This window comes from Halomonas sp. NO4, from assembly GCF_010994375.1.
GTDB lineage: Bacteria > Pseudomonadota > Gammaproteobacteria > Pseudomonadales > Halomonadaceae > Halomonas.
Window position 1 is genome coordinate 199,631 of record NZ_WHMA01000004.1, and the last position, 20,215, is coordinate 219,845.

General features: G+C 69.3%; 24 protein-coding genes. 7 read left to right on the forward strand and 17 right to left on the reverse strand.

Features of this window, described 5'->3' with window-relative positions; all coding sequences use genetic code 11:
* Positions 1-3: 3 nt before the first annotated feature.
* The 5 genes from FEF15_RS05395 to radC all read right to left on the reverse strand — a co-directional run bounded on the left by FEF15_RS05395 (position 4) and on the right by radC (position 3,419).
* Entirely contained in the window at positions 4-1,194 is a 1,191-nt protein-coding gene (locus tag FEF15_RS05395; protein ID WP_163558126.1) for a class I SAM-dependent rRNA methyltransferase, read from the reverse strand.
* 23 nt (positions 1,195-1,217) lie between these two features.
* A complete protein-coding gene (gene mutM / locus FEF15_RS05400) occupies positions 1,218-2,048 on the reverse strand; it encodes a bifunctional DNA-formamidopyrimidine glycosylase/DNA-(apurinic or apyrimidinic site) lyase (protein WP_163558127.1) in 831 nt (276 codons plus the stop codon).
* Positions 2,049-2,139: 91 nt separating this feature from the next.
* Complete coding sequence (gene rpmG, locus FEF15_RS05405) at positions 2,140-2,295, reverse strand: 50S ribosomal protein L33 (RefSeq protein ID WP_016417370.1); 156 nt, start codon at positions 2,293-2,295, stop codon at positions 2,140-2,142.
* A gap of 24 nt (positions 2,296-2,319) precedes the next feature.
* Positions 2,320-2,556, reverse strand: coding sequence for a 50S ribosomal protein L28 (gene rpmB / locus FEF15_RS05410; protein ID WP_163558128.1), 237 nt, complete (start codon positions 2,554-2,556; stop codon positions 2,320-2,322).
* A 188-nt stretch (positions 2,557-2,744) separates the two neighbouring features.
* Positions 2,745-3,419: a DNA repair protein RadC gene (gene radC / locus FEF15_RS05415; protein WP_163558129.1), complete on the reverse strand. Its 675-nt coding sequence runs from the start codon at positions 3,417-3,419 to the stop codon at positions 2,745-2,747.
* A 157-nt stretch (positions 3,420-3,576) separates the two neighbouring features.
* Between radC and coaBC the strand changes: the two genes are divergently transcribed.
* The 5 genes from coaBC (at position 3,577) to slmA (ending at position 8,509) form a co-directional block, all read left to right on the forward strand.
* A complete protein-coding gene (gene coaBC / locus FEF15_RS05420; RefSeq protein ID WP_163558130.1) occupies positions 3,577-4,872 on the forward strand; it encodes a bifunctional phosphopantothenoylcysteine decarboxylase/phosphopantothenate--cysteine ligase CoaBC in 1,296 nt (431 codons plus the stop codon).
* A 31-nt stretch (positions 4,873-4,903) separates the two neighbouring features.
* Positions 4,904-5,380 carry a dUTP diphosphatase gene (dut, locus tag FEF15_RS05425; protein ID WP_163558131.1) on the forward strand — a complete coding sequence of 159 codons (477 nt, stop codon included), beginning with the start codon at positions 4,904-4,906 and terminating at the stop codon, positions 5,378-5,380.
* Between the two features lie 103 nt (positions 5,381-5,483).
* Positions 5,484-6,866, forward strand: a complete 1,383-nt coding sequence (locus FEF15_RS05430) for a phosphomannomutase/phosphoglucomutase (protein WP_163558132.1) — start codon at positions 5,484-5,486, stop codon at positions 6,864-6,866.
* Positions 6,867-6,898: 32 nt separating this feature from the next.
* Complete coding sequence (argB, locus tag FEF15_RS05435) at positions 6,899-7,813, forward strand: acetylglutamate kinase (protein ID WP_163558133.1); 915 nt, start codon at positions 6,899-6,901, stop codon at positions 7,811-7,813.
* A gap of 84 nt (positions 7,814-7,897) precedes the next feature.
* Positions 7,898-8,509 carry a nucleoid occlusion factor SlmA gene (gene slmA / locus FEF15_RS05440; RefSeq protein WP_163558134.1) on the forward strand — a complete coding sequence of 204 codons (612 nt, stop codon included), beginning with the start codon at positions 7,898-7,900 and terminating at the stop codon, positions 8,507-8,509.
* Between the two features lie 70 nt (positions 8,510-8,579).
* Here slmA and rpoH read toward each other — a convergent pair whose 3' ends face one another.
* The 4 genes from rpoH to ftsY all read right to left on the reverse strand — a co-directional run bounded on the left by rpoH (position 8,580) and on the right by ftsY (position 12,657).
* Positions 8,580-9,446 carry an RNA polymerase sigma factor RpoH gene (rpoH, locus tag FEF15_RS05445; RefSeq protein ID WP_163558135.1) on the reverse strand — a complete coding sequence of 289 codons (867 nt, stop codon included), beginning with the start codon at positions 9,444-9,446 and terminating at the stop codon, positions 8,580-8,582.
* 213 nt (positions 9,447-9,659) lie between these two features.
* Positions 9,660-10,631, reverse strand: a complete 972-nt coding sequence (ftsX, locus tag FEF15_RS05450) for a permease-like cell division protein FtsX (protein ID WP_163558136.1) — start codon at positions 10,629-10,631, stop codon at positions 9,660-9,662.
* Positions 10,628-11,296, reverse strand: a complete 669-nt coding sequence (ftsE, locus tag FEF15_RS05455; RefSeq protein ID WP_163558137.1) for a cell division ATP-binding protein FtsE — start codon at positions 11,294-11,296, stop codon at positions 10,628-10,630. The genes ftsX and ftsE overlap by 4 nt, the downstream gene beginning before the upstream one ends.
* Positions 11,293-12,657, reverse strand: coding sequence for a signal recognition particle-docking protein FtsY (gene ftsY / locus FEF15_RS05460; RefSeq protein WP_163558138.1), 1,365 nt, complete (start codon positions 12,655-12,657; stop codon positions 11,293-11,295). The genes ftsE and ftsY overlap by 4 nt, the downstream gene beginning before the upstream one ends.
* Before the next feature lie 90 nt (positions 12,658-12,747).
* On the opposite strand from ftsY, the gene rsmD reads away from it, so the two are divergent.
* Both rsmD and FEF15_RS05470 read left to right on the forward strand, forming a co-directional pair.
* On the forward strand, positions 12,748-13,380 hold the full coding sequence (gene rsmD, locus FEF15_RS05465; protein ID WP_163558139.1) for a 16S rRNA (guanine(966)-N(2))-methyltransferase RsmD: 633 nt from the start codon (positions 12,748-12,750) through the stop codon (positions 13,378-13,380).
* An 85-nt stretch (positions 13,381-13,465) separates the two neighbouring features.
* The gene (locus tag FEF15_RS05470; protein ID WP_163558140.1) at positions 13,466-13,666 is read left to right on the forward strand and encodes a cell division protein ZapB; all 201 of its coding nucleotides are present in this window, start codon (positions 13,466-13,468) and stop codon (positions 13,664-13,666) included.
* A 10-nt stretch (positions 13,667-13,676) separates the two neighbouring features.
* On the opposite strand, the gene FEF15_RS05475 is transcribed toward FEF15_RS05470, so the two are convergent.
* The 8 genes from FEF15_RS05475 to FEF15_RS19220 all read right to left on the reverse strand — a co-directional run bounded on the left by FEF15_RS05475 (position 13,677) and on the right by FEF15_RS19220 (position 20,208).
* The gene (locus tag FEF15_RS05475; protein WP_163558141.1) at positions 13,677-14,147 is read right to left on the reverse strand and encodes a GNAT family N-acetyltransferase; all 471 of its coding nucleotides are present in this window, start codon (positions 14,145-14,147) and stop codon (positions 13,677-13,679) included.
* Positions 14,128-14,958, reverse strand: a complete 831-nt coding sequence (locus tag FEF15_RS05480) for a hypothetical protein (RefSeq protein WP_163558142.1) — start codon at positions 14,956-14,958, stop codon at positions 14,128-14,130. The genes FEF15_RS05475 and FEF15_RS05480 overlap by 20 nt, the downstream gene beginning before the upstream one ends.
* Positions 14,955-15,263: a BolA/IbaG family iron-sulfur metabolism protein gene (locus tag FEF15_RS05485; protein WP_163558143.1), complete on the reverse strand. Its 309-nt coding sequence runs from the start codon at positions 15,261-15,263 to the stop codon at positions 14,955-14,957. Before FEF15_RS05485 ends, FEF15_RS05480 begins: the two co-directional genes overlap by 4 nt.
* Positions 15,241-16,716, reverse strand: a complete 1,476-nt coding sequence (locus tag FEF15_RS05490; protein WP_163558144.1) for an MFS transporter — start codon at positions 16,714-16,716, stop codon at positions 15,241-15,243. The genes FEF15_RS05485 and FEF15_RS05490 overlap by 23 nt, the downstream gene beginning before the upstream one ends.
* 82 nt (positions 16,717-16,798) lie before the next feature.
* Positions 16,799-17,185 carry a hypothetical protein gene (locus tag FEF15_RS05495; RefSeq protein WP_163558145.1) on the reverse strand — a complete coding sequence of 129 codons (387 nt, stop codon included), beginning with the start codon at positions 17,183-17,185 and terminating at the stop codon, positions 16,799-16,801.
* A gap of 60 nt (positions 17,186-17,245) precedes the next feature.
* Positions 17,246-18,796: a lysine--tRNA ligase gene (lysS, locus tag FEF15_RS05500; RefSeq protein ID WP_163558146.1), complete on the reverse strand. Its 1,551-nt coding sequence runs from the start codon at positions 18,794-18,796 to the stop codon at positions 17,246-17,248.
* A gap of 133 nt (positions 18,797-18,929) precedes the next feature.
* Positions 18,930-20,028, reverse strand: a protein-coding gene (gene prfB / locus FEF15_RS05505; protein WP_163558147.1) for a peptide chain release factor 2 whose coding sequence is annotated in 2 segments (ribosomal slippage) — positions 18,930-19,952 and positions 19,954-20,028 — 1,098 coding nt in all. Because the reading frame shifts where the segments join, the coding sequence is not laid out codon by codon here.
* Entirely contained in the window at positions 19,951-20,208 is a 258-nt protein-coding gene (locus FEF15_RS19220; RefSeq protein WP_205598482.1) for a hypothetical protein, read from the reverse strand. The genes prfB and FEF15_RS19220 overlap by 78 nt, the downstream gene beginning before the upstream one ends.
* Positions 20,209-20,215 lie beyond the last annotated feature (7 nt).

Sequence of the window (20,215 nt, forward strand, 5' to 3'; positions counted from 1 at the left end):
CGATCAATCACGGAATACCCGGACGCCCAGGGCCTTCAGGTAGGCCGTTTCGGGGATCGCCGGATGCACCGGATGATCCGGCGCCTGGTGGCCCTGGAAGATCACCTGGCCGTGGCGGTCCTGATGGCGCACGGCGCCGCGTACCACTTCGACCAATCGCTCCGGTGCCAGGTGCATGGAGCAGGAGGCGGAGAGCAGCAGGCCGTCGCGCCCCAGCAGGCGCATCGCCTCGCGGTTGAGCCGGGCATAGGCGCGCTCGCCGCTGGCGATATCCTTGCGCTTCTTGATGAACGCCGGCGGGTCGAGGATCACCACGTCGAAGCGCTCCCCCTCGGCGCGGAGGGCGGCCAGCGCCTCGAAGGCGTCGCCCTCGCCCACCGCCACCTCCTCGTGCAGGCCGTTCAGCGCGGCGTTCTCGGCCACCTGCTCGAGCGCCCGGGCGCTGGCGTCGATGCAGAGCACCTCGCTGGCGCCGTGGGCCGCCGCCTGCACGCCCCAGCCACCCACGTAGCTGAACACGTCGAGTACGCGCTTGCCGGCCACCAAGGCGTTGAGCCAGGCGCGATTGGCGCGGTGGTCATAGAACCAGCCGGTCTTCTGGCCGTCGAGCACCGGCACCGCGAACCGCACGCCGTTCTCCTCCAGCAGCACCGGGCCGTCGAGGGTGCCCTTGACCACCTCGACCCGGGCCTCGAGCTGCTCCTGGCGCCGGCCCGACGAGTCGTTCTTGAAGACGATCACGCGCGGCGCGAGCACCTTGTCGAGGGCGGCGATGACCTCCTCGGCGAGGCGCTCCATGCCCAGGGTGTTGAGCTGCACGACCACCACGTCGTCGAAGCGGTCGACGACCAGCCCCGGCAGTAGGTCGCCCTCGCCGTGCACCAGACGGTAGAAGGGCCTGGCGTAGAGCCGCTCGCGCAGCGCCAGGGCCTGGTTGAAGCGGTGCACCAGCAGCGAGCGGTCGAGCCGCACGCCGGGGTCGCGGGAGACGACCCGCGCGCAGATCAGCGAGTGCGGATTGACGTAGGCCACGCCCAGCGGCTTGCCGCCCGCCGCCTCGATCAGCGCCTGGGCGCCCGGCTCGAAGCCCTTGAGCGGCGTGGCGTCGGTGTCGATCTCGTTGGAGTAGAGCCACAGGTGACCGGCCTTGAGGCGGCGGTCGGCGTTCTTCTTGAGGCGCAGCGCTTGGGTCATGGCGTGTCTCGCTCGAAAGGAATTCAGGTCTGGCAATGAGGACAGAAAACGCTCGTCCGCTGACCGAGGGTCACCTGCCGCAGCTCGGCGCCGCAGCGCCGGCAGGGCTCACCGGCGCGGCCATAGACGTTGAGCCGCTGCTTGAAGTAGCCCGGCTCGCCGGCGCCGCCGACGAAGTCGCGCAAGGTGGTGCCGCCCTGGGTGATGGCCGCGGCCAGCACCTCCTTCACTGCGGCGGCCAGGCGAGCGTAGCGCTCGCGGGCGATGCGCCCGGCACTGCGGCGCGGGTCGATGCCGGCCAGGAACAACGCCTCGGCGGCGTAGATATTGCCCACGCCCACCACCACGGCACTGTCCATCAAAAAGGGCTTGACCGCCAGGCGCCGGCCCCGGGAGAGCCGGTAGAGCCGCTCGCCGTCGAAAGCCTCGGAGAGGGGCTCCGGCCCCAGACGCGCCAGCCGCGGGTCGCGCTCGGGACTGCCGGCCAGCCAGTCGACGAAGCCGAAGCGCCGCGGGTCGTGGTAGCGCAGCAAGGCCCCGTCGTCGAGCACCAGGTCGAGATGATCGTGCTTCTTCGGCAGCTCACCGAGGCGAGCGATGCGCAGGCTGCCGGACATGCCCAGGTGCCAGAGCAGGCTTGCCGGCGCCGCGGCAGGCGTCGTGATCGGGATCAGCAGGTACTTGGCGCGCCGGGCGAGCGTGCCGAGGCGCGCCCCGACCAGGCGGTCGGCCAGGTCAACCGGCACCGGCACGCGCAGTCGCGGTTCGCGCACGACCACCTCCACGACCTCGCGCCCCTCCACGTGAGGGGCGATGCCGCGGCGGGTGGTCTCGACTTCGGGCAGCTCGGGCATGGGGAGTTCCGTGCTCAACAGACGCAAGAACCCGACCATGGGGCCGGGTTCAGGCGGACAGGCGTGTGCCTGCGGTGGAAGCGACCAAGACTTACTTGATCTTGGCTTCCTTGTACATCACGTGCTTGCGGACGACCGGATCGTACTTCTTGAATTCGAGCTTGTCCGGGGTGTTCCGCTTGTTCTTGTCGGTGGTGTAGAAGTGACCGGTACCGGCACTGGACACCAGCTTGATCTTGTCGCGCATGACTGCTCTCCCTCAGGTGAACGCTTAGACGGCTTCGCCGCGCTTGCGGATGTCGCTGAGCACCGCCTCGATGCCCTTCTTGTCGATGATGCGCATGCCCTTGGAGGAGACGCGCAGCTTGACGAAGCGGCCTTCGGCCTCCACCCAGAAACGATGAGTGTGCAGGTTCGGCAAGAAACGACGACGGGTCTTGCGCTGGGAGTGTGAAACGTTGTTACCAGTCACCGGGCGCTTGCCGGTAACCTGACATACTTTGGACATGGGAGCCTCCAACCGCTTGGCCAGGTGTTCGCGAACACGGGCGTTCGCGTCCTGAGTGTTCAAAACCTGTCGGGCAAACCGGGAACGACCCCGTTGTCATTTAACCCAAGGGAATTCAAAGGCTGCACTTTATAGCAGAGTGCGCCCCGGCAGGCAATAGCAGCCGGGTATTCTACCTTTCCTGCTCTCTAAAGCCATCCTCTTTCCGCGAACGAAACGACCTCGCCGTCGCCCACCACGAAGTGATCCAGCACGCGAATCTCGAACAGCCCGAGCACCTCGCGCAGCCGCTCGGTAATGCGCCGGTCGGCGTCGCTCGGCTCGGCCACCCCCGAGGGGTGGTTGTGGGCGAAGATGATCGCTCCCGCCCCCAGCTCCAGGGAACGGCGCGCTACCTCGCGCGGGTAGACCGAGGCGCTGTCCAGGGTGCCGCGGAACAGCGACTCGAAGCGGATCACCCGGTGCTGGCTGTCGAGGAAGAGGGCGGCAAACTCCTCGTGCCCCAGGTGGCGCAGCTGCGAGGCCAGGTAGGCGCGCACCAGGGTCGGCGAGGTGAGCGCATTGCCGCGCGCCAGCTGACTGGCGAGATGGCGGCGGGAGAGCTCCAGTACCGCCTGCAGCTGCACGAACTTGGCGGTGCCCAGGCCATGCTCGGCGCAGAAGCGCGCCTGATCGGCCTCGAGCAGTGGGCGAAGCCCGCCGAAGGCCGAGAGCAGGTCGCGGGCCAGGTCCACCGCCGAGCGGCCGGCCACGCCCACGCGCAGGAAGATGGCCAGCAGTTCGGCGTCGGAGAGCGCCTCGGCCCCCAGCGACAGCAGCTTCTCCCGGGGGCGCTCGCCCTCCGGCCAGTCACGAATCGACATCCCTGTCTCCTTTCCGCTGACTTCCTCACCCTGGCGACACCGTTCCCCGGCCGCCACCCACACGCGCCTCAGTGTAGCCGCTTGGCGGGCGCCGCGGCTGCGCAATTTTCGTCGCAGTGGTAAGGTAGGCGCCTGGATTTCATTGCAGGAACCTGTCATGTCGTCCCTTTCCGACACTCGGCTCGACGGCCGCCAGATCGCTGGCCGACGCATCCTGCTCGGCATCAGTGCCGGCATCGCCGCCTACAAGAGCGCCCAGCTCGCCCGACTGCTCACGCAGGCGGGGGCCGAGGTGCGCGTGGTCATGACCGAGGGGGCCCAGGCCTTCATCGCACCGCTGACCCTGCAGGCGCTGACCGGCGAGGCGGTGCGCACCTCGCTGCTCGACCCCGAGGCCGAGGCCGGCATGGGCCACATCGAGCTGGCCCGCTGGGCCGACACCATCCTGATCGCGCCAGCCACCGCCGATCTGATGGCGCGCCTGGCCATGGGCCTGGCCGACGACCTGCTTACCACCCTGTGCCTGGCCAGCGACGCCGACAAGGTGATGGCCCCGGCCATGAACCAGGCCATGTGGCGCCACCCCGCCACCCGGCGCAATGCCGCGCAGCTCGCCGACGACGGCTGGCGTCTGCTGGGCCCGGCCAGCGGCGACCAGGCGTGTGGCGACGTGGGCCCCGGCCGCATGCTCGAACCCGAGGCGATCCTCGAGGCGTTGCTGGCGCCGGCGCCCGGCGTGGCCATACCGCCCACCGACGGCGACGGCGACGGCGACGGCGACGCGGCAGGCCTGCACCTGGTGATCACCGCCGGCCCCACCCGCGAGCCGCTGGACCCGGTGCGCTACCTCTCCAACCACAGCTCCGGCAAGATGGGCTACGCCCTGGCCGCAGCCGCCGCGGCGCTCGGTGCCCGGGTCACCCTGATCAGCGGCCCGGTGGCGCTGGCCACGCCCGAGGGTGTCGAGCGGCTCGACGTGGAGACGGCAAGCGAGATGCATGCCGCCGCCCAGCGCCTGGCCAGCGAGTGCGACCTCTTCATCGGCTGCGCCGCGGTGGCCGACTACCGCGCCGAATCTCCGGCCGACCACAAGATCAAGAAGCGCGAGGGCGAGGAGAGCCTGACCCTCCGGCTGGTCAAGAACCCCGACATCATCGCCGAGGTCGCGGCGCGCGCCGACCGCCCCTTCGTGGTGGGCTTCGCCGCCGAAACCCGCGACCTCGAGGCCTACGCCCGGGACAAGCTGGCCCGCAAGGGGCTCGACATGATCGTCGCCAACGACGTCTCCCAGGCCGGGCTCGGCTTCGGCGCCGACGACAACGCCGCCCTGCTGCTGTGGCGGGACGGCGAGGGTGAAAGCGGCGAGGCCCTGCCGCCCCAGCCCAAGGCGGCCCTGGCCCGCGCCGTCATCGAACGCGCCCTGGAGCGCCGCCGCGCCGCCGCCACCGACTAATCCTTAGACAACTGCCGCCCTGGAACCGACCATGCCCGACTCCCTCCTGCCATCCTCCGCGCCCCGGCTTGCCGTCAAGGTGCTCGACGAGCGGCTGCGCGACACCCTGCCCCGCTACGCCACCGCAGGTTCCGCGGGGATGGACCTGCACGCCCTGCTCGACGCCCCCCTGACCCTCGAGCCGGGCCAGTGCGAGCTGGTGCGCACCGGCATTGCCGTGCACATCGCCGACCCCGGCCTCGCCGGCCTGATCCTGCCGCGCTCGGGGCTCGGTCACAAGCACGGCATCGTGCTCGGCAACCTGGTGGGACTGATCGACTCCGACTACCAGGGCGAGCTGATGATCTCCACCTGGAACCGCGGCAGCCGCCCCTTCGTGCTGGAACCGCTGGAACGCCTGGCCCAGTATGTACTGGTGCCGGTGGTCCAGGCGGAGCTCCAGGTCGTCGAGAATTTCGCCGCCAGCCACCGCGGCGGCGGTGGCTTCGGCAGCTCGGGACGCCGTTAAGTGCCGCCCCGGGCCACCGTCCTGCCCTCGCCCCAACGGACGGGGCGAGGGGGCATCGCAGCCCAGGCCATGCCCATTCACCCCTGATTGCCAAGGAAACGCCATGAGCCAGGTACCCGCTTCCATCTTCCGCGCCTACGATATCCGCGGCATCGTCGACGACACCCTGACCGAGGCGGGCGTCGAGCAGATCGGCCGCGCCGTCGGCAGCGAGGCCGCCGCGCGCGGCGAATCCACCGTCATCGTGGCCCGCGACGGCCGCCTCTCGGGGCCGCGCCTGCTGGCCGCCCTGACCTGCGGCCTGACCGCCGCCGGGCTCGACGTCATCGACATCGGCATGGTGCCCACCCCGGTGCTCTACTTCGCCACCCACTGGCTCGAGGGCACCACCTCCGGGGTGATGGTCACCGGCAGCCACAACCCGCCGGACTACAACGGCTTCAAGATCGTGCTCGGCGGCGAGACGCTCTCCGGCAAGGCGATCACCGCCCTCTACCGGCGCCTCGAGTCGGGCGAGCTGACCGAGGGCGCGGGCGAGGTGCGCCAGGAGGACGTCCGCGACGCCTACCTCGAGCGCATCCTCGGCGACGTCAAGCTGGAGCGACCGATCAAGGCGGTGGTCGATTGCGGCAACGGCGTGGCCGGTGAGCTGGGACCGGCCCTGATCGAGCGCCTCGGCGCCGAGACGGTGTCGCTGTTCGCCGAGATCGACGGCACCTTTCCCAACCACCACCCCGACCCGGGCAAGCCCGAGAACCTTCAGGACCTGATCCGTACCGTGCAGGAAACCGGCGCCGACATCGGCCTGGCTTTCGACGGCGACGGCGACCGCCTCGGCGTGATCACGCCGCAGGGCGCACTGATCTACCCCGACCACCTGCTGATGGCCTTCGCCGAGGACATGCTCGGCCGCAACCCGGGTGCGCGAGTGATCTTCGACGTCAAGTGCACCGGCAACCTGGCCCAGGTGATCGAAGCGGCCGGCGGCACGCCGGAGATGTGGCGCACCGGCCACTCGCTGATCAAGGGGCGCATGAAGGAGACCGGCGCGCAACTCGCCGGCGAGATGAGCGGCCACATCTTCTTCCAGGAGCGCTGGTACGGCTTCGACGACGGCCTCTACGGCGCCGCCCGGCTGCTGGAGATTCTCGCCCGGCAGACACAGGACGCCGACGCCTTCTTCGCCCGCTACCCGCAGGACATCGGCACTCCCGAGATCAACGTGCACGTCAGCGACGACACCAAGTTCGACCTGGTGGACAAGCTCGCCCGCGAAGGCGACTTCGGCGAGACCGGCGTGAAGACCACCCTCGACGGCATCCGCGTCGACTACCCCGACGGCTGGGGGCTGTGCCGCGCCTCCAACACCACCCCGGTGCTGGTGCTGCGCTTCGAGGGCAAGGACGAGGCGGCGCTCGAGCGCATTCGCACCCGCTTCGCCGAGGCGCTGGCCCAGGTGGACCCGACCCTCGAGCTGCCGCGCTGAACCGCGGCCGTCAGTCAGCAAGGAACCCGACCATGACCGAACCGACCCGCGACCCCCGCCTGGTGGTGGAGGTGCTCTCCGAGGCGCTGCCCTACATCCAGCGCTTCTCCGGCAAGACCGTCGTCGTCAAGTACGGCGGCAATGCCATGACCGAGGACACCCTGGTCGACTCCTTCGCCCGCAACATGGTGCTGATGAAGGAAGTGGGCATCAATCCGGTGGTGGTACATGGCGGTGGCCCGCAGATCGGCGAGCTGCTGGAGAAGCTCAAGATCGAGTCGCGGTTCGTGGGCGGCATGCGCGTCACCGACGCCGAGACCATGGACGTCGTCGAGATGGTGCTCGGTGGGCTGGTCAACAAGGGCATCGTCAACCTGATCAATCAGTGCGGCGGCAAGGCCATCGGCCTGACCGGCAAGGATGGTGCCCAGATCCGCGCCCGCCAGCTCAAGGTGGAGCACCAGGCGCCGGAGATGACCGCCCCGGAAATCATCGACATCGGCCACGTGGGCGAGGTGGAGCACATCTCCACCGACCTCATCGAGATGCTCGCCGAACGCGACTTCATCCCGGTGATCGCCCCCATCGGCGTCGACGCCGCCGGGCGCAGCTACAACATCAACGCCGACCTGGTGGCCGGCAAGGTGGCCGAGGCGCTCGGTGCCGAGAAGCTGATGCTGCTGACCAACGTGGCGGGGCTGATGAACGCCGCCGGCGAGGTGCTCACCGGGCTCACCACCGCCCAGGTGGACGCCCTGATCGCCGACGGCACCATCCACGGCGGTATGCTGCCGAAGATCCGCTGCGCCCTGGATGCCGTGAAAGGCGGGGTGGCCAGCGCCCACATCATCGACGGCCGTGTGCCCCACGCCACCCTGCTGGAGATCTTCACCAATGCCGGGGTGGGCACCCTGATCACCGACGCGGCCCACGAGACCGTAGGTTGATCCCAGGCCCCGCGGCGGCGATTTTTTGCGCCAACGCGGGGGGCCCATTAGGATGCAACGATTCACATAACAGAAAAGACCGACATGACGCAGGCAACTCCCCCACCCAGCCGCCGCGAGCAGATCCTCCAGGCGCTCGCGCTGATGCTGGAGGAAGACAGCGGCAAGCGCATCACCATCGCGGCCCTGGCCCGCCAGGTGGGCGTATCGGAAGCCGCCCTCTATCGCCACTTTCCCAGCAAGGCCCGGATGTTCGAGGGCCTCATCGCCTTCATCGAGGAGACGCTGTTCGAGCGCATCACCCGTATCCTCGAGGAGGTGCCCGACGCCGTGTCTCGCTGCGGCCAGATCCTCACCCTGCTGCTCGCCTTCGCTGAGAAGAACCCGGGGCTGTCGCGGCTGCTCGACGGCGATGTCCTCACCGGCGAGACGGCGCGGCTGCGCAGCCGCATCCATCAGCTCTTCGAGCGCCTCGAGACCCAGCTCAAGCAGATCCTGCGCGAGGCCGAGTTGCGGGAGGGGCGCCGCCCGAGCCTGACCGTCTCGGCGACCGCCAACCTGCTGATGGCCCAGGCCGAGGGGCGCATCGCCCAGTACGTGCGCAGCGACTTCCAGCGCCTGCCCACGACGCACTGGGACGACCAGTGGGCGCTGCTTGCGTCCCAGCTGCTGCGCCCCACCGCCCAGACGGCCTGAGGCCGAGCCTCAACGAACGACGCCCCGGCCAAGGCCGGGGCGTCGTCGTCATCTGCCGGGGTCGGCGGGCTCAGGCGGCGAGCGCCTCGCCGAGCTGCTGGCGAATCTTCTTCATGGCGTTCTTCTCGAGCTGGCGGATGCGCTCGGCGGAGACGCCATAGACGTCGGCCAGCTCGTGGAGGGTGGCCTTCTCCTCGGCCAGCCAACGGCGCTGCAGAATCTCGCGGGAGCGCTCGTCGAGCGCCTCCAGGGCCGTGCGCAGGCGGCGGCTGGCGTCGTCTTCCCAGTCACTGTCCTCGAGCTTGAGGGCCGGGTCGGAAGAGGCGTCGTCCAGGTAGTGCACCGGCGCCTGGTAGGCGCTCTCCTCGTCGTCGTTCGGGGCAGCATCGAAGCCGGCGTCGTGGGCGGCCAGCCGCCCCTCCATCTCGCGCACCACCTCGGGCTTGACGTCGAGGTCCTTGGCGATGGCCTCCACCTCGTCGCCGTTGAGCCAGGCGAGACGCTTCTTGGCACTGCGCAGGTTGAAGAACAGCTTGCGCTGTGCCTTGGTGGTGGCGATCTTGACGATGCGCCAGTTACGCAGCACGAACTCGTGAATCTCGGCCTTGATCCAGTGCACGGCGAAGGACACGAGCCGCACGCCCTGGTTGGGGTCGAAGCGCTTCACCGCCTTCATCAGGCCCACGTTGCCCTCCTGGATCAGGTCGGCCTGGGGCAAGCCGTAGCCGGAGTAGCTGCGGGCGATGTGCACCACGAAACGCAGGTGCGACAGCACCAGGCGGCGCGCCGCCTCGAGATCACCCTCGTCATGGAGCTGGAAGGCCAGCTCCCGCTCTTCATCGGCACTCAGCATGGGAATGCCGTTGACCGCCTGGATGTACCCGTTCAGGTCGTGTCCCGGCGATAGTTGACCCACCGGCAGAAGACTGGTGCTCATATGCAGGTTGTCTCCCTCGAAGCCCAAGGTGCTGTTCACAGAAACCTGTTCACCACCATAGCGTATTCGGTCGCAATGATGGCCGTCACTGCGCTTTGTTTGACGGCCAGGACCGGAGAATGTTCCGTCGTTGATGGCCCGGCTGGCGGATCGTGCCGGTTGAACGCGCAATATCGTCGCGTTTCCGCTGTTCACCGCCACCGGAGAGCCCAGCTAGCGCGGGCGGATTCCGGCGAGGTGACGGCTCACGGCGATCCAGGCACCGAGCCAGCCCAGTAGTGTACTGCAGATCAGCAGCGTTGCCGAGCCCATGCCGCCCAGCTGCGGCATCGCGAAATTCGCCCCGTAGCTCGCCGCCAGAGCCCTGACCGGAGCGGCCAGCCACTGGTTGCCCAGCGCCAGCAAGCCCCAGGCGAGCAGACCGCCGCCCAAGCCATACCAGGCGCCGCTGTAGAGAAAGGGCCGGCGCACGAAGGCGTGGGTGGCACCGATCAACATCACCACCTCGATCTCCTGGCGACGACTCTCCACCGCCAGTCGAATGGTATTGCCCACCACCAGCAGCACGCCCAACCCGAAGAGCACGGCCAGCGCCAGGGCCACGCGCCGCCCCAACTCGGCCAGCTGGCGCAACCGCTCCAGCCAGGCGAGATCCAGACGCACCTCCGCGACACCCGCCAGCTGCCCCAGGTCCGCCGAGAGGCGGCGCACCGCTTCGGGCGACGGGTCGACGGGGGTGACCACGACGCTCGCCGGCAGCGGGTTGTCGTCCAGGCGCGCCAGGGCGTCAGCAAGTCCCAGCGCCTGCTGGAACTCGGCCATGCCCTCGGCGGCGGTGACCAGGCGTGTGTGCGCCACCTGCGGCTGGGCGGCGATCGCCTCCTCGATGCGCCCCGCCTCGCCGTCGTCCACCCCGGACGCTAGGTAGGCGGTCAGCGTCGCGCTGGCGTCGAGTTCGGCATCGAGCAGCCGGGCGCTGTCCAGGGTGAGCCACAGCGCCGCCGGCAACACCAGGGCAATGGCGATGGCCAGCATGGTGAGCAGGCTCCCCAGGGGCTGACGCAGCAGCCGCCGCGTGCTGTCGACGCTCATGGCGCGGTGGTGGCGCAGCCAGGCGCGCAGTCGGCTTGCCGAGCGTGTGCGCTGGCTGCGGGCGCCACGCGGTGCCGGCGACGGGCGGCTCATGCGGCCTCCTCGTCGGCGACCAGGCGCCCCTCGCGCAGGCGCAGGGTGCGGTGGCGCAGCCGGGCGATCAGCGCCAGGTCATGGCTGGCGATCATCACCGTGGTGCCGATGCGATTGAAGTCCTCGAAGAGCGCCATGATGTCAGCGGAAAGCTGCGGGTCGAGGTTGCCGGTGGGCTCGTCGGCGAGCAGCAGCGCCGGCTTGTTGACCACCGCCCGGGCGATGCCCACGCGCTGCTGCTCGCCGCCGGAGAGCTCGATGGGCAAGGCGCGCTCGCGGTGCAGCAGCCCCACCTTGTCGAGTGCGGCGCGCACGCGGCGCGCCGCCTCGCGGGGCTCAATGCCACGGATCTCCAGGGGCAGGGCCACGTTGTGGTAGATGGAGCGATCGAAGAGCAACTGGTGGTCCTGGAAGACCACGCCGATCTGGCGTCGGTAGAAGGGCACCTGGCTGGCATGCAGCCGGGCGATATCGTGGCCGGCGACCAGGATGCGCCCGCGACTGGGCCGTTCGAGGCGCATGATCAGGCGCAGCAGTGAACTCTTGCCAGCCCCGGAGTGGCCTGTGAGGAAGACCATCTCCCCACGACGCACGCGGAAGTCGAGGTTGGCGAGCGCCTCGAAGCGCCCGCCGTAGCGCTTGCCCACATGCTCGAAGACGATCATGCCGAGGCGGCGTCGCGCGCATCGCCCTGGTCGAAGAGGGCGTCGACGAACTCCCTGGCGGCGAAGGGGCGCAGGTCGTCCAGCGACTCCCCGACCCCGATGAAACGGATCGGCGTGCCCAGCTGCTTGGCCAGGGCGAAGATGATGCCGCCCTTGGCCGTGCCGTCGAGCTTGGTCAGGGTGATGCCGGTGACCGGCACCGCCTCGTTGAAGGTGTTGGCCTGGGAAAGCGCGTTCTGCCCGGTGCCGGCGTCGAGCACCAGCATCACCTCGTGGGGGGCGGTGTCATCGAGCTTGCCCATCACGCGGTGCACCTTCTTGAGCTCCTCCATGAGGTGCGCCTTGTTGTGCAGCCGACCCGCGGTGTCGGCGATCAGCACATCCACCTTGCGCGCCCGCGCCGCGGCCAGGGCATCGTAGACCACCGAGGCACTGTCGGCGCCGGTGTGCTGGGCGATCACCGGCACGTCGTTGCGCTCGCCCCACACCTTGAGCTGCTCCACTGCCGCGGCGCGGAAAGTGTCCCCAGCGGCGAGCATCACGCTGCGCCCCTCGCGCTGGAAGCGCTGGGTGAGCTTGCCGATGGTGGTGGTCTTGCCCACGCCGTTGACCCCCACCACCAGGATGACGAAGGGTCCCTCGCCCTTGGGCGGCAGTGCCAGCGGCGTGGCCACCGGGTCGAGCATGGTGGTGAGCTCCTCCTGCAGGGCGCGGTAGAGCGCCTGCGGGTCGGCCAGCTCCTTGCGCGACACCCGCTCGGTGAGGCGGTCGATGATGGCGGTGGTCGCCTCGATGCCCACGTCGGCCAGCAGCAGCTGGGTCTCGAGGTCCTCGAGCAGTTCGTCGTCGATCTGCTTCTTGCCGAGAAAGAGCCCGGCCAGGCCGTCGGTGAGATTGGCGCGGGTCTTGCCGAGCCCGGCGCGAATCCGTGCGAACCAGCCCTTCTTCTCGGCGGCCGGTTTTTCCTGCAGCGCCGGGCGCTCGGGCGCCGGCTCCGGTTCAGGTGTCGGCTCGGGCTCGGGCGCCGCGGGGGGCGGCGCCTCCTCCTCGGCGGGCGCGGCGTCGTCCACGGCCTCGTCGCGCAGCGCGGCGTTCTCCTCCTCGGCGCGCACCACCTCCACTGCCTCTGTACGGTCGAGCGCCTCGTCCGCCGCCGGGCCGGCCATGGCGACATCTTCGGGCGGCTGCTCCGCGACGATGTCCGGCTCGGAAGGGGCCGGTTCGCGGTCGGCCGGCGAGGTCGCCGCGGAGGTGGTTTCCGGCTCGGCCGGCCGCGGTGCCTGGCTCTCGTCCTGCTGGGTCGACTGCCGTTTGTCCTGCTGATCGTCCTGCTGCGTCTTGCGCTTGAAAAAACCGAACATGGGGGAATTCAACCTCACGGGTGAATGATGACCACATCCTACCACTGCCTACCATGACTGTGGATAAAGCCGCAGGTACAATGCGACGCCATGAATCGCCGCCGCCCTTCCCGCCAGCGCCCCATGCCTTCCCAGGCCCCACGCCGTGGCGGCCAACTGCGCCTGATCGGCGGCGACTTCAAGCGCCGGCGGCTGCCGGTGCTCGACAGCCCCGGCCTGCGCCCCACACCCGACCGGGTGCGCGAGACGCTGTTCAACTGGCTGGCCACCGCCACGCCCGGCGCCCGTGCGCTGGACCTGTTCGCCGGCACCGGGGCGCTGGGTCTGGAGGCGCTCTCCCGCGGCGCCGCCGAGGCCTGCTTCGTGGAGCGCGATACCCGCGTGGCGCGCCAGCTCACGAGCAATCTGGCCACCCTGGACGTCACGGCCCGCAGCCGGGTGATCACCGCCGACGTCCTCGCCTTCCTGGCCGGCGAACCGCATCCCTGCTCGCTGGTGTTTCTCGACCCGCCCTTCCGCCAAGGCCTGGTCGAGCCCTGCTGTGCGCGGCTGGAGCAGCACGGCTGGCTCACCGACGAAGCCTTCGTCTATGTCGAGATGGAGTCGAAAGCCGTGCCTACCGTGCCGGCCAGCTGGGCACTGCATCGCGAACTGCGCGCCGGCGACACCACCGCTCGCCTCTATCGCCGCTGCGTCGAGTCGGCAAACGGCGACGCTTGCTGAGCTCCCGCCACGGCGTTACGCTGCGAGCTCGAATTCCCGCCCCACCACGGCCGGCTCGGTCGCCAGGCAACGTCAGGAGAACAGGATGAGCAGCGAACTCTTCAACCGGCTCGAACAGAAAGTCGCCAACGCCGTGGAAGCGCTGGAGCTGCTCCGCATGGAAGCCGAGGAGCTGCGTGAAGAGAACCAGCGCCTGAAGCAGGAGCGCGAGGAGTGGGAGCGCCGCCTCACCGCCCTGCTGGGCAAGTTCGACGAAGTCGAGACGGAAACCGCCACCGAGCGCTGAGCCGGATCGCTCAGCCCAGCGGGAGCGACATCAGCACGGCGTCCTCCCGCGGCCCGGCCCCGTCCCACGAGGGATAGTAGCCGCGGCGCCGGCCATCCTCGACGAATCCCGCCCGCGCATAGAGCGCCCGCGCCGGGGCATTGCCGGCCCGCACTTCCAGCAGCAGCCGCTCGCTACCCCAGGCGCGCGCTTGATCGATTACACCCGCCAGCAGCCGCCCGGCCAGCCCCTGTCGACGCCAGACCGAGGCCACCAGCAGCGCCTGCAGCTCCGCCTCGAAGGGCAATCGCGCCACCACGGCATGGCCCGCCAGGGCGTCCTCGCCGTCGATACCCAGAACGACCGTCAGCGGATCGCTGAGCGCCGCCTTCAGCTGGCGCGCGCTCCAGGGCGAGGGCTGCGTCGCCTCCAGGGCCTCGAGCGCCGCCAGCTCCAGAGCGTCCAGGCGCCTCGGGAGGCGCTCAGCCAGGGACGCTCGCATCGCTGCCCTCGCCATACCAGGCGGCCCGCCAGCCGGCGAGGCGCGGCCACAGGGCTCGCTTCGCCTCGGCGCTGCCGGCCAGTTCATCGAGCGCCGGCCCTCGCCAGCCGGGCAGATCCAGCAGCGTGCAGCGCTCATCGGTGACGCCGAGCAGCCGCTCCAGGGTGTCGTCGCGCCCGAAAAGCAGTACCCGCTCCGGCGCCCAGCCGCGCCGTCCGGCGCCCTCGATGAAGGCCTGCAGCCCCGCCTTGGCCTCCTCCTCCGGCGACGCCACCGGCAGCCCCTTCTCCAGGGGCCAGTCGAAGGCCTGGAAGTCCGGCGCCTGACCGAGGGAAATGCCGGCCGCGCGGAAGAGGTTGGCGAGCAGGCGCAGCTCGACCGCCCCCGGCGGCCGCGCACCGGGCAGCAGCACCAGCCAGCGGCCGTCCAGGCAGGCGACCTGCACGCTGAAACGCAGGGGCTCCGAGGAGGCTTCCACCACCGCATCGCCGACCGACCCGCTCGCCGGTGACGCGACCTCGCTAGCGTCCCGCGCCGGCTCGAGCAGCTGGCGTGCCCGTCCGGGGGCGGCAGCTGCTGGCGATGCCGGCTCACTCTCCTGGGGCGGTGTTGCCGGGCGCTGCTGCGCCGCGCGCTCGGCTTCGTCGAGCAGGGCGTGCAGCCGCACGGTGGGCGGCGCGCTAGGCTCGGGTGACGACGGCGCCCACTCGCAGGCTGCGCTCTGCCGGGCATTGGGCAGGCGGTAGCGCGGCACCCAGGCCGTCAGACCCATGGCCTCCAGGTACTGGAGGCGCTGCGGCTCCGTCGTCACGCCCCGGCGCCACGGCAGTCGGGTGAGTCGGGCCGGCGCTCACCGCTCGCCTGCCACTCCTGGGGGGTATAGAGGTGCAGTGCCAGGGCGTGCACCGGGCCGGAGAGTTCATCGGCGAGCAGCGCATAGATGCGCTGGTGGCGCTTCACCGGCATCAGCCCTTCGAAGCGCTCGGAGACCAGCGTCACCTTGAAGTGGGTCTCGGAATTGGGCGGCACGGCATGGCGGTGGCTCTCGTTCTCCACCGTCAGGAAGGTCGGTTCGAGGGCCTGCAGCTTCTCTTCAATGCTGGCCTGAATGCTCATGGGGGCTCCTCGATGATGGATTTGCCACCATTGTACTCCCTTGCCCGGCCGGCGACGATGCGCCCCGGCGCGCCTGCGCCTGAGCGGCTCCGGCCAGCGGCATGCGCGCCAGGCTGGCGGCAAGCGACAGCACGCAGGCGGCCGCGCCCACCCAGAGCGTGGCCTGCACCGGGGCACCGGCGCCAAGGAAGGCGCCCACCAGCGCCACGCCCAGCGACTGGCCGACGGTGCGAGTGGTGCTCATCACCCCCGAGGCGTTGGCGCTGCGCGCCTTGGGCACGCTGGCCATCATCTCGCGGTTGTTGGGGGGCTGAAAGAGCCCGAAGCCCAGGCCGCACAGGGCAGTGCGCCACAGGCCGTCGACGATCTGTGCCTCGGGACCGAGCCGCGCCAGGGCCACGAGCCCGGCGATCAGCAGCCCCAGACCGACGCTGGAGAGCACGCTGGGGTTGACCCGATCAGCCAGGCGCCCCGCCAGTGGGCCGACCACCATGATGGCAAGCGGCCAGGGGGTGAAGAGCCAGGCCGTCTGCAGCGGGGTAAAGCCCATCTCCTGCTGGTAGAGGAAGGAGAGCGCCACGAAGGCGAGCCCCTGGCCGATGAACGCCAGTCCCGAGGCAGAGACCGCCAGGCGAAAGCGCGGCTCCTCGAAGAGCGACAGCGGTAGCAGGGGATACGTCGCCCGGCGCTGACGGCGCAGGAAAAGCGTGCCGGCGACAAGGCACACCGCCAGCCACGCCAGCGCCTGCCAGCCGGGTGCCCCCTGGCCCAGGGTGTCCATGGCAAGGAAGACGCTCGCCAGCATGGTGATCGAGAGCAGCGCCCCGGCGCCGTCGAAGCCGCCACGGCGCCGCGGCTCGTGTGGCAGTGCACGCCAGGCGAACCAGAGTGCGAGGAGCCCGAGGGGCAGGTGCAGGGCGAAGAGCCAGGGCCAGTCGGCCACGGAGAGCACCAGCCCGCCCAGCGCCGGACCGGAGGCATAGCCGCCCGCCACCACCAGGGCGCTGAGCCCCAGCGCACTGCCGAGCAGCCGCGAGGGGAAGATCGCCCGGTAGAGCGAAGGACCGATGGAGAGCGTCGCCGCCGCCCCCAGCCCCTGCAGGGCCCGGAACACCAGCAGCCACTCGAAGCTGCGCGACAGTGCCGCCCCCAGCGAGGCACAGACGAAGAGCGCGAGCCCCGCCACATAGAGACGGCGCCGGCTGACCAGCTCGCTGAGCGCCGCGCACACCAGCAGAAAGGCGGCGCAGCTGATCTGGAAGAGGTTGGTCACCCAGACGGCGCGCGCGCCCGAGACCCCCAGATCGCGGGCGATGCTGGGCAGGGCCAAGTTGATCATGGTGGTGTCCACCACCGCCATCAGGGTACCCAGCACCAGGGCCAGCACGGCCAGACGGCGCTCGGGCCCAGGCAGGCCATCGTCGCCGGGGCGGGTCGCAAAGAGTCGCTTCATGCTCTTTCCATCACTGCGGGGGCCATCAATGACGAAACCGGCCGAAGCCGGTTTGCACAGGGCGGGTCTGGCCTCGCCTCGTTCAGTCCTGGTCGATATCCATCAGCAGGCTATCGTCCACCTCGGAGATCTCGAGGGCCGCCTCATCGTCCAGATCGATGGCCAGGTAGCTGTGCTCGAACTGCAGGAAGCGCTGAAAGAGCGCCCAGTCGAGCGATTCGGGCCACTGGCGCTCGTCCTCCTCCCAGGCACGCAGCTCGGTCTCGAGGATCTCGAGGTAGCGCTCGCGCACGAAGGCTTCCAGGGCCTCCGGGGTGTCCATCTCGGGGATGAGATAGACGGTGCTTTCGCGTTCGACGTCGGCGATCGTCAGGTCGTCGTCGCCCACGGTGGGTTCCAGGGCGTTGATCCATTCCACGAAGTGGCGGGTCGGCCGGACGCTCAGGGCGGAGCGGTTGAGCAGTTTCATCGCGGTCTCCTCGACGTCGAAACGCTGACCATTATGGGCGCTCGCGGCGCCCCTTACCAACTATTCCACTTCCGGTCGCATCGCCGGGAAGAGCAGCACATCGCGGATCGAGGCGCTGTCGGTGAGCAACATCACCAGCCGGTCGATGCCGATGCCCTCGCCCGCCGTGGGCGGCAGGCCATACTCCAGGGCGCGCACGTAGTCGGCATCGTAGTACATCGCCTCGAGGTCGCCGGCCTCCTTCTCCGCCGCCTGGGCGCGGAAGCGTGCCGCCTGGTCCTCGGCGTCGTTGAGCTCCGAGAAGCCGTTGGCGATCTCGCGGCCGCCGACGAAGAGCTCGAAACGCTCGGTGACGAACGGGTCGGCATCCTTGCGCCGCGCCAGCGGACTCACCTCGGTGGGATAGTCGATGATGAAGGTCGGCTGCTGCAGGCGATGCTCCACCGTCTTCTCGAAGATCTCCACCTGGATCTTGCCGAGTCCCCAGCCATCCTTGACGTCGATGTCGAGCCGCTCGGCGACCTGGCGTGCGGCGGCCTCGTCGGCCAGCGCCTCGGCGTGGATCTCCGGGTTGTACGCGAGGATGGCGTCGAACACGGAGAGGCGACGGAGCGGCTGGCCGAAATCGTACTCGAAGGTCTCCAGCACTTCGTCCTCGGCGCTGCGCACCGTGTTGATCACGGTGGTGCTGCCCAACACCTGGCGCGCCACCTCGCGCAGCATCTCCTCGGTGAGGTTCATCAGGTCATGGTAGTCGGCGTGGGCCTGGTAGAACTCGATCATGGTGAATTCGGGGTTGTGGCGCGTGGAGAGGCCTTCGTTGCGGAAGTTGCGGTTGATCTCGAAGACCTTCTCGAAGCCGCCCACCACCAGGCGCTTGAGGTAGAGCTCGGGCGCGATGCGCAGGTACATGTCGATGTCCAGCGCATTGTGGTGGGTGACGAAGGGCCGCGCCGTCGCCCCGCCGGGGATCGACTGCAGCATGGGGGTTTCCACCTCCATGAAGCCGCGCGCCTCGAAGAAGCGGCGCATGGCGCTGATCACCCCGGCGCGGGTCTCGAACACCCGGCGCGAGTCGGGGTTCATGATCAGGTCCACGTAGCGCTGACGGTAGCGCGCCTCCAGGTCGGTGAGGCCGTGGAACTTGTCGGGCAGCGGGCGCAGGCTCTTGGTGAGCAGCGTTGCCTCCATCATCTTCACGTAGAGGTCGCCCTTGCCCGACTTGTGCACCGGACCGCGAGCCGCCACGATGTCGCCGATGTCCCAGCCCTTGATCTCCTCGAGCCGCTCGGCGGGCAGCCCCTTCTTGTCGACATAGAGCTGTATCTGCGCGGAGGGGTCCTGAATGACCAGGAAGGGACCACGCTTGCGCAAGATGCGCCCGGCCACCGCGGCCTGGCGATCCAGCGCCTCGAGCTCATCCTTCTCCTTGTCGCCGAGCCGCGCCTGAAGGTCGGCGGCCAGGCTGTCGCGGCGAAAGTCGTTGGGGAAGGCGCTTTCGCCGCGCTCGGCGGCTCGCTCGCGACGCGCGGCCAGCTTGGCGCGCCGTTCGGCGATCAGGCGGTTTTCGTCGGTCTGCGGGCTGTCCGGGGAAGAACTCTGGTTGGCCATGTCGCTACCTGCTAGAAATCACGTAATCCAATGAAGAAGCTGTGCTCCTGGAGCCGCGCGAGGGATGCCGAGACAAGGCGCCCCTCGGCAACATCCATCCCGAGGTCAACGCCATCTCGGCGAGCGCAGCAGGCTACAGGCCCTGCTTGAGGCTGGCTTCGATGAACTGATCCAGGTCGCCGTCCAGCACCTTCTCGCAGTTGCTCGTCTGCACGCCGGTGCGCAGGTCCTTGATGCGCTGGTCATCAAGCACATAGGAGCGAATCTGGCTGCCCCAGCCGATATCGGCCTTGGCCTCCTCGGCCTGCTGCTTGGCGGCGTTGCGCTTCTCCATCTCGTGCTCCCACAGCTTCGCCTTGAGCTGCTTCATGGCGAAGTCGCGGTTGGCGTGCTGGCTGCGCTGGCTCTGGCAGGCCACCACGATGCCGGTGGGCTCGTGGGTGATGCGCACGGCGGAGTCGGTGGTATTGACGTGCTGGCCGCCCGCCCCGCTGGAGCGGTAGGTGTCGGTCCGCAGGTCCGCGGGGTTGATCTCGATCTCGAAGCTGTCGTCCACCTCCGGCGACAGGAACACCGAGGCGAAGGAGGTGTGACGGCGCCCGCCGGAATCGAAGGGGCTCTTGCGCACCAGGCGGTGCACCCCGGTCTCGGTGCGCAGCCAACCGAAGGCATAGTCTCCCTGAACGTGCAGGGTCGCCGACTTGATGCCGGCCACCTCGCCCGCGGAGAGCTCGATGATCTCCGCCTTGAAGCCGTGGTGCTCGCACCAGCGCAGGTACATGCGCAGCAGCATGTTGGCCCAGTCCTGGGCCTCGGTGCCGCCGGAGCCGGCCTGGATGTCCAGGTAAGCGTTGTTGGCGTCCATCTCGCCGGAGAACATGCGCCGGAACTCGAGCTTCTGCAGATTCGCCTGATAGCCCTCGAGCTCCTTCTCGACCTCGGCGACGGTGCCCTCGTCCGCTTCCATCTCGGCCAGCTCCAGCAGGTCGCGGCTGTCGCCCAGCCCCTGCTCCAGCTCGTCGATGGTGGCGACGATGGCCTCCAGCGTGGCGCGCTCCTTGCCTAGCTTCTGGGCGTAGTCCGGATCGCTCCAGACGTCCGGATCCTCCAGCTCGCGGGTTACTTCTTCCAGCCGATCCTTCTTCTCGGCATAGTCAAAGATACCCCCTCAGGACGTCTGTCCGCTCAGACAGGTCCTTGATGCGGTTGTGGATGGCGTTGGTTTCCAGCATGGATCGCTCACCTGAATCGTCAGTGGCAAAACGGCCGCCGCGGCGCTGGTCGGTCACCAGGGCCCCGGCGGCACGGAAAGGGCGACCATTGTAGCGAATGTGCCGCGTCGTCGCATCATGGCCGCGTCGGCCACCCAGACGCAGACGACCCGACCGAAGCCGGGTCGTCTGCATCGCCATGAACGGG

Bases quoted from the DNA above. Each gene is read 5' to 3' on its own strand.
- ftsY (WP_163558138.1), bottom strand. From the start codon at position 12,657: ATGTTCGGTTTTTTCAAGCGCAAGACGCAGCAGGACGATCAGCAGGAC.
- ftsE (WP_163558137.1), bottom strand. From the start codon at position 11,296: ATGATCGTCTTCGAGCATGTGGGCAAGCGCTACGGCGGGCGCTTCGAG.
- ftsX (WP_163558136.1), bottom strand. From the start codon at position 10,631: ATGAGCCGCCCGTCGCCGGCACCGCGTGGCGCCCGCAGCCAGCGCACA.
- FEF15_RS05475 (WP_163558141.1), bottom strand. From the start codon at position 14,147: ATGCGAGCGTCCCTGGCTGAGCGCCTCCCGAGGCGCCTGGACGCTCTG.
- argB (WP_163558133.1), top strand. From the start codon at position 6,899: ATGACCGAACCGACCCGCGACCCCCGCCTGGTGGTGGAGGTGCTCTCC.
- FEF15_RS05485 (WP_163558143.1), bottom strand. From the start codon at position 15,263: ATGAGCATTCAGGCCAGCATTGAAGAGAAGCTGCAGGCCCTCGAACCG.
- radC (WP_163558129.1), bottom strand. From the start codon at position 3,419: ATGTCGATTCGTGACTGGCCGGAGGGCGAGCGCCCCCGGGAGAAGCTG.
- rpmB (WP_163558128.1), bottom strand. From the start codon at position 2,556: ATGTCCAAAGTATGTCAGGTTACCGGCAAGCGCCCGGTGACTGGTAAC.
- rsmD (WP_163558139.1), top strand. From the start codon at position 12,748: ATGAATCGCCGCCGCCCTTCCCGCCAGCGCCCCATGCCTTCCCAGGCC.
- FEF15_RS05470 (WP_163558140.1), top strand. From the start codon at position 13,466: ATGAGCAGCGAACTCTTCAACCGGCTCGAACAGAAAGTCGCCAACGCC.
- rpmG (WP_016417370.1), bottom strand. From the start codon at position 2,295: ATGCGCGACAAGATCAAGCTGGTGTCCAGTGCCGGTACCGGTCACTTC.
- FEF15_RS05490 (WP_163558144.1), bottom strand. From the start codon at position 16,716: ATGAAGCGACTCTTTGCGACCCGCCCCGGCGACGATGGCCTGCCTGGG.
- FEF15_RS19220 (WP_205598482.1), bottom strand. From the start codon at position 20,208: ATGGCGATGCAGACGACCCGGCTTCGGTCGGGTCGTCTGCGTCTGGGT.
- FEF15_RS05395 (WP_163558126.1), bottom strand. From the start codon at position 1,194: ATGACCCAAGCGCTGCGCCTCAAGAAGAACGCCGACCGCCGCCTCAAG.
- mutM (WP_163558127.1), bottom strand. From the start codon at position 2,048: ATGCCCGAGCTGCCCGAAGTCGAGACCACCCGCCGCGGCATCGCCCCT.
- dut (WP_163558131.1), top strand. From the start codon at position 4,904: ATGCCCGACTCCCTCCTGCCATCCTCCGCGCCCCGGCTTGCCGTCAAG.
- FEF15_RS05430 (WP_163558132.1), top strand. From the start codon at position 5,484: ATGAGCCAGGTACCCGCTTCCATCTTCCGCGCCTACGATATCCGCGGC.
- FEF15_RS05495 (WP_163558145.1), bottom strand. From the start codon at position 17,185: ATGAAACTGCTCAACCGCTCCGCCCTGAGCGTCCGGCCGACCCGCCAC.
- coaBC (WP_163558130.1), top strand. From the start codon at position 3,577: ATGTCGTCCCTTTCCGACACTCGGCTCGACGGCCGCCAGATCGCTGGC.
- lysS (WP_163558146.1), bottom strand. From the start codon at position 18,796: ATGGCCAACCAGAGTTCTTCCCCGGACAGCCCGCAGACCGACGAAAAC.
- slmA (WP_163558134.1), top strand. From the start codon at position 7,898: ATGACGCAGGCAACTCCCCCACCCAGCCGCCGCGAGCAGATCCTCCAG.
- rpoH (WP_163558135.1), bottom strand. From the start codon at position 9,446: ATGAGCACCAGTCTTCTGCCGGTGGGTCAACTATCGCCGGGACACGAC.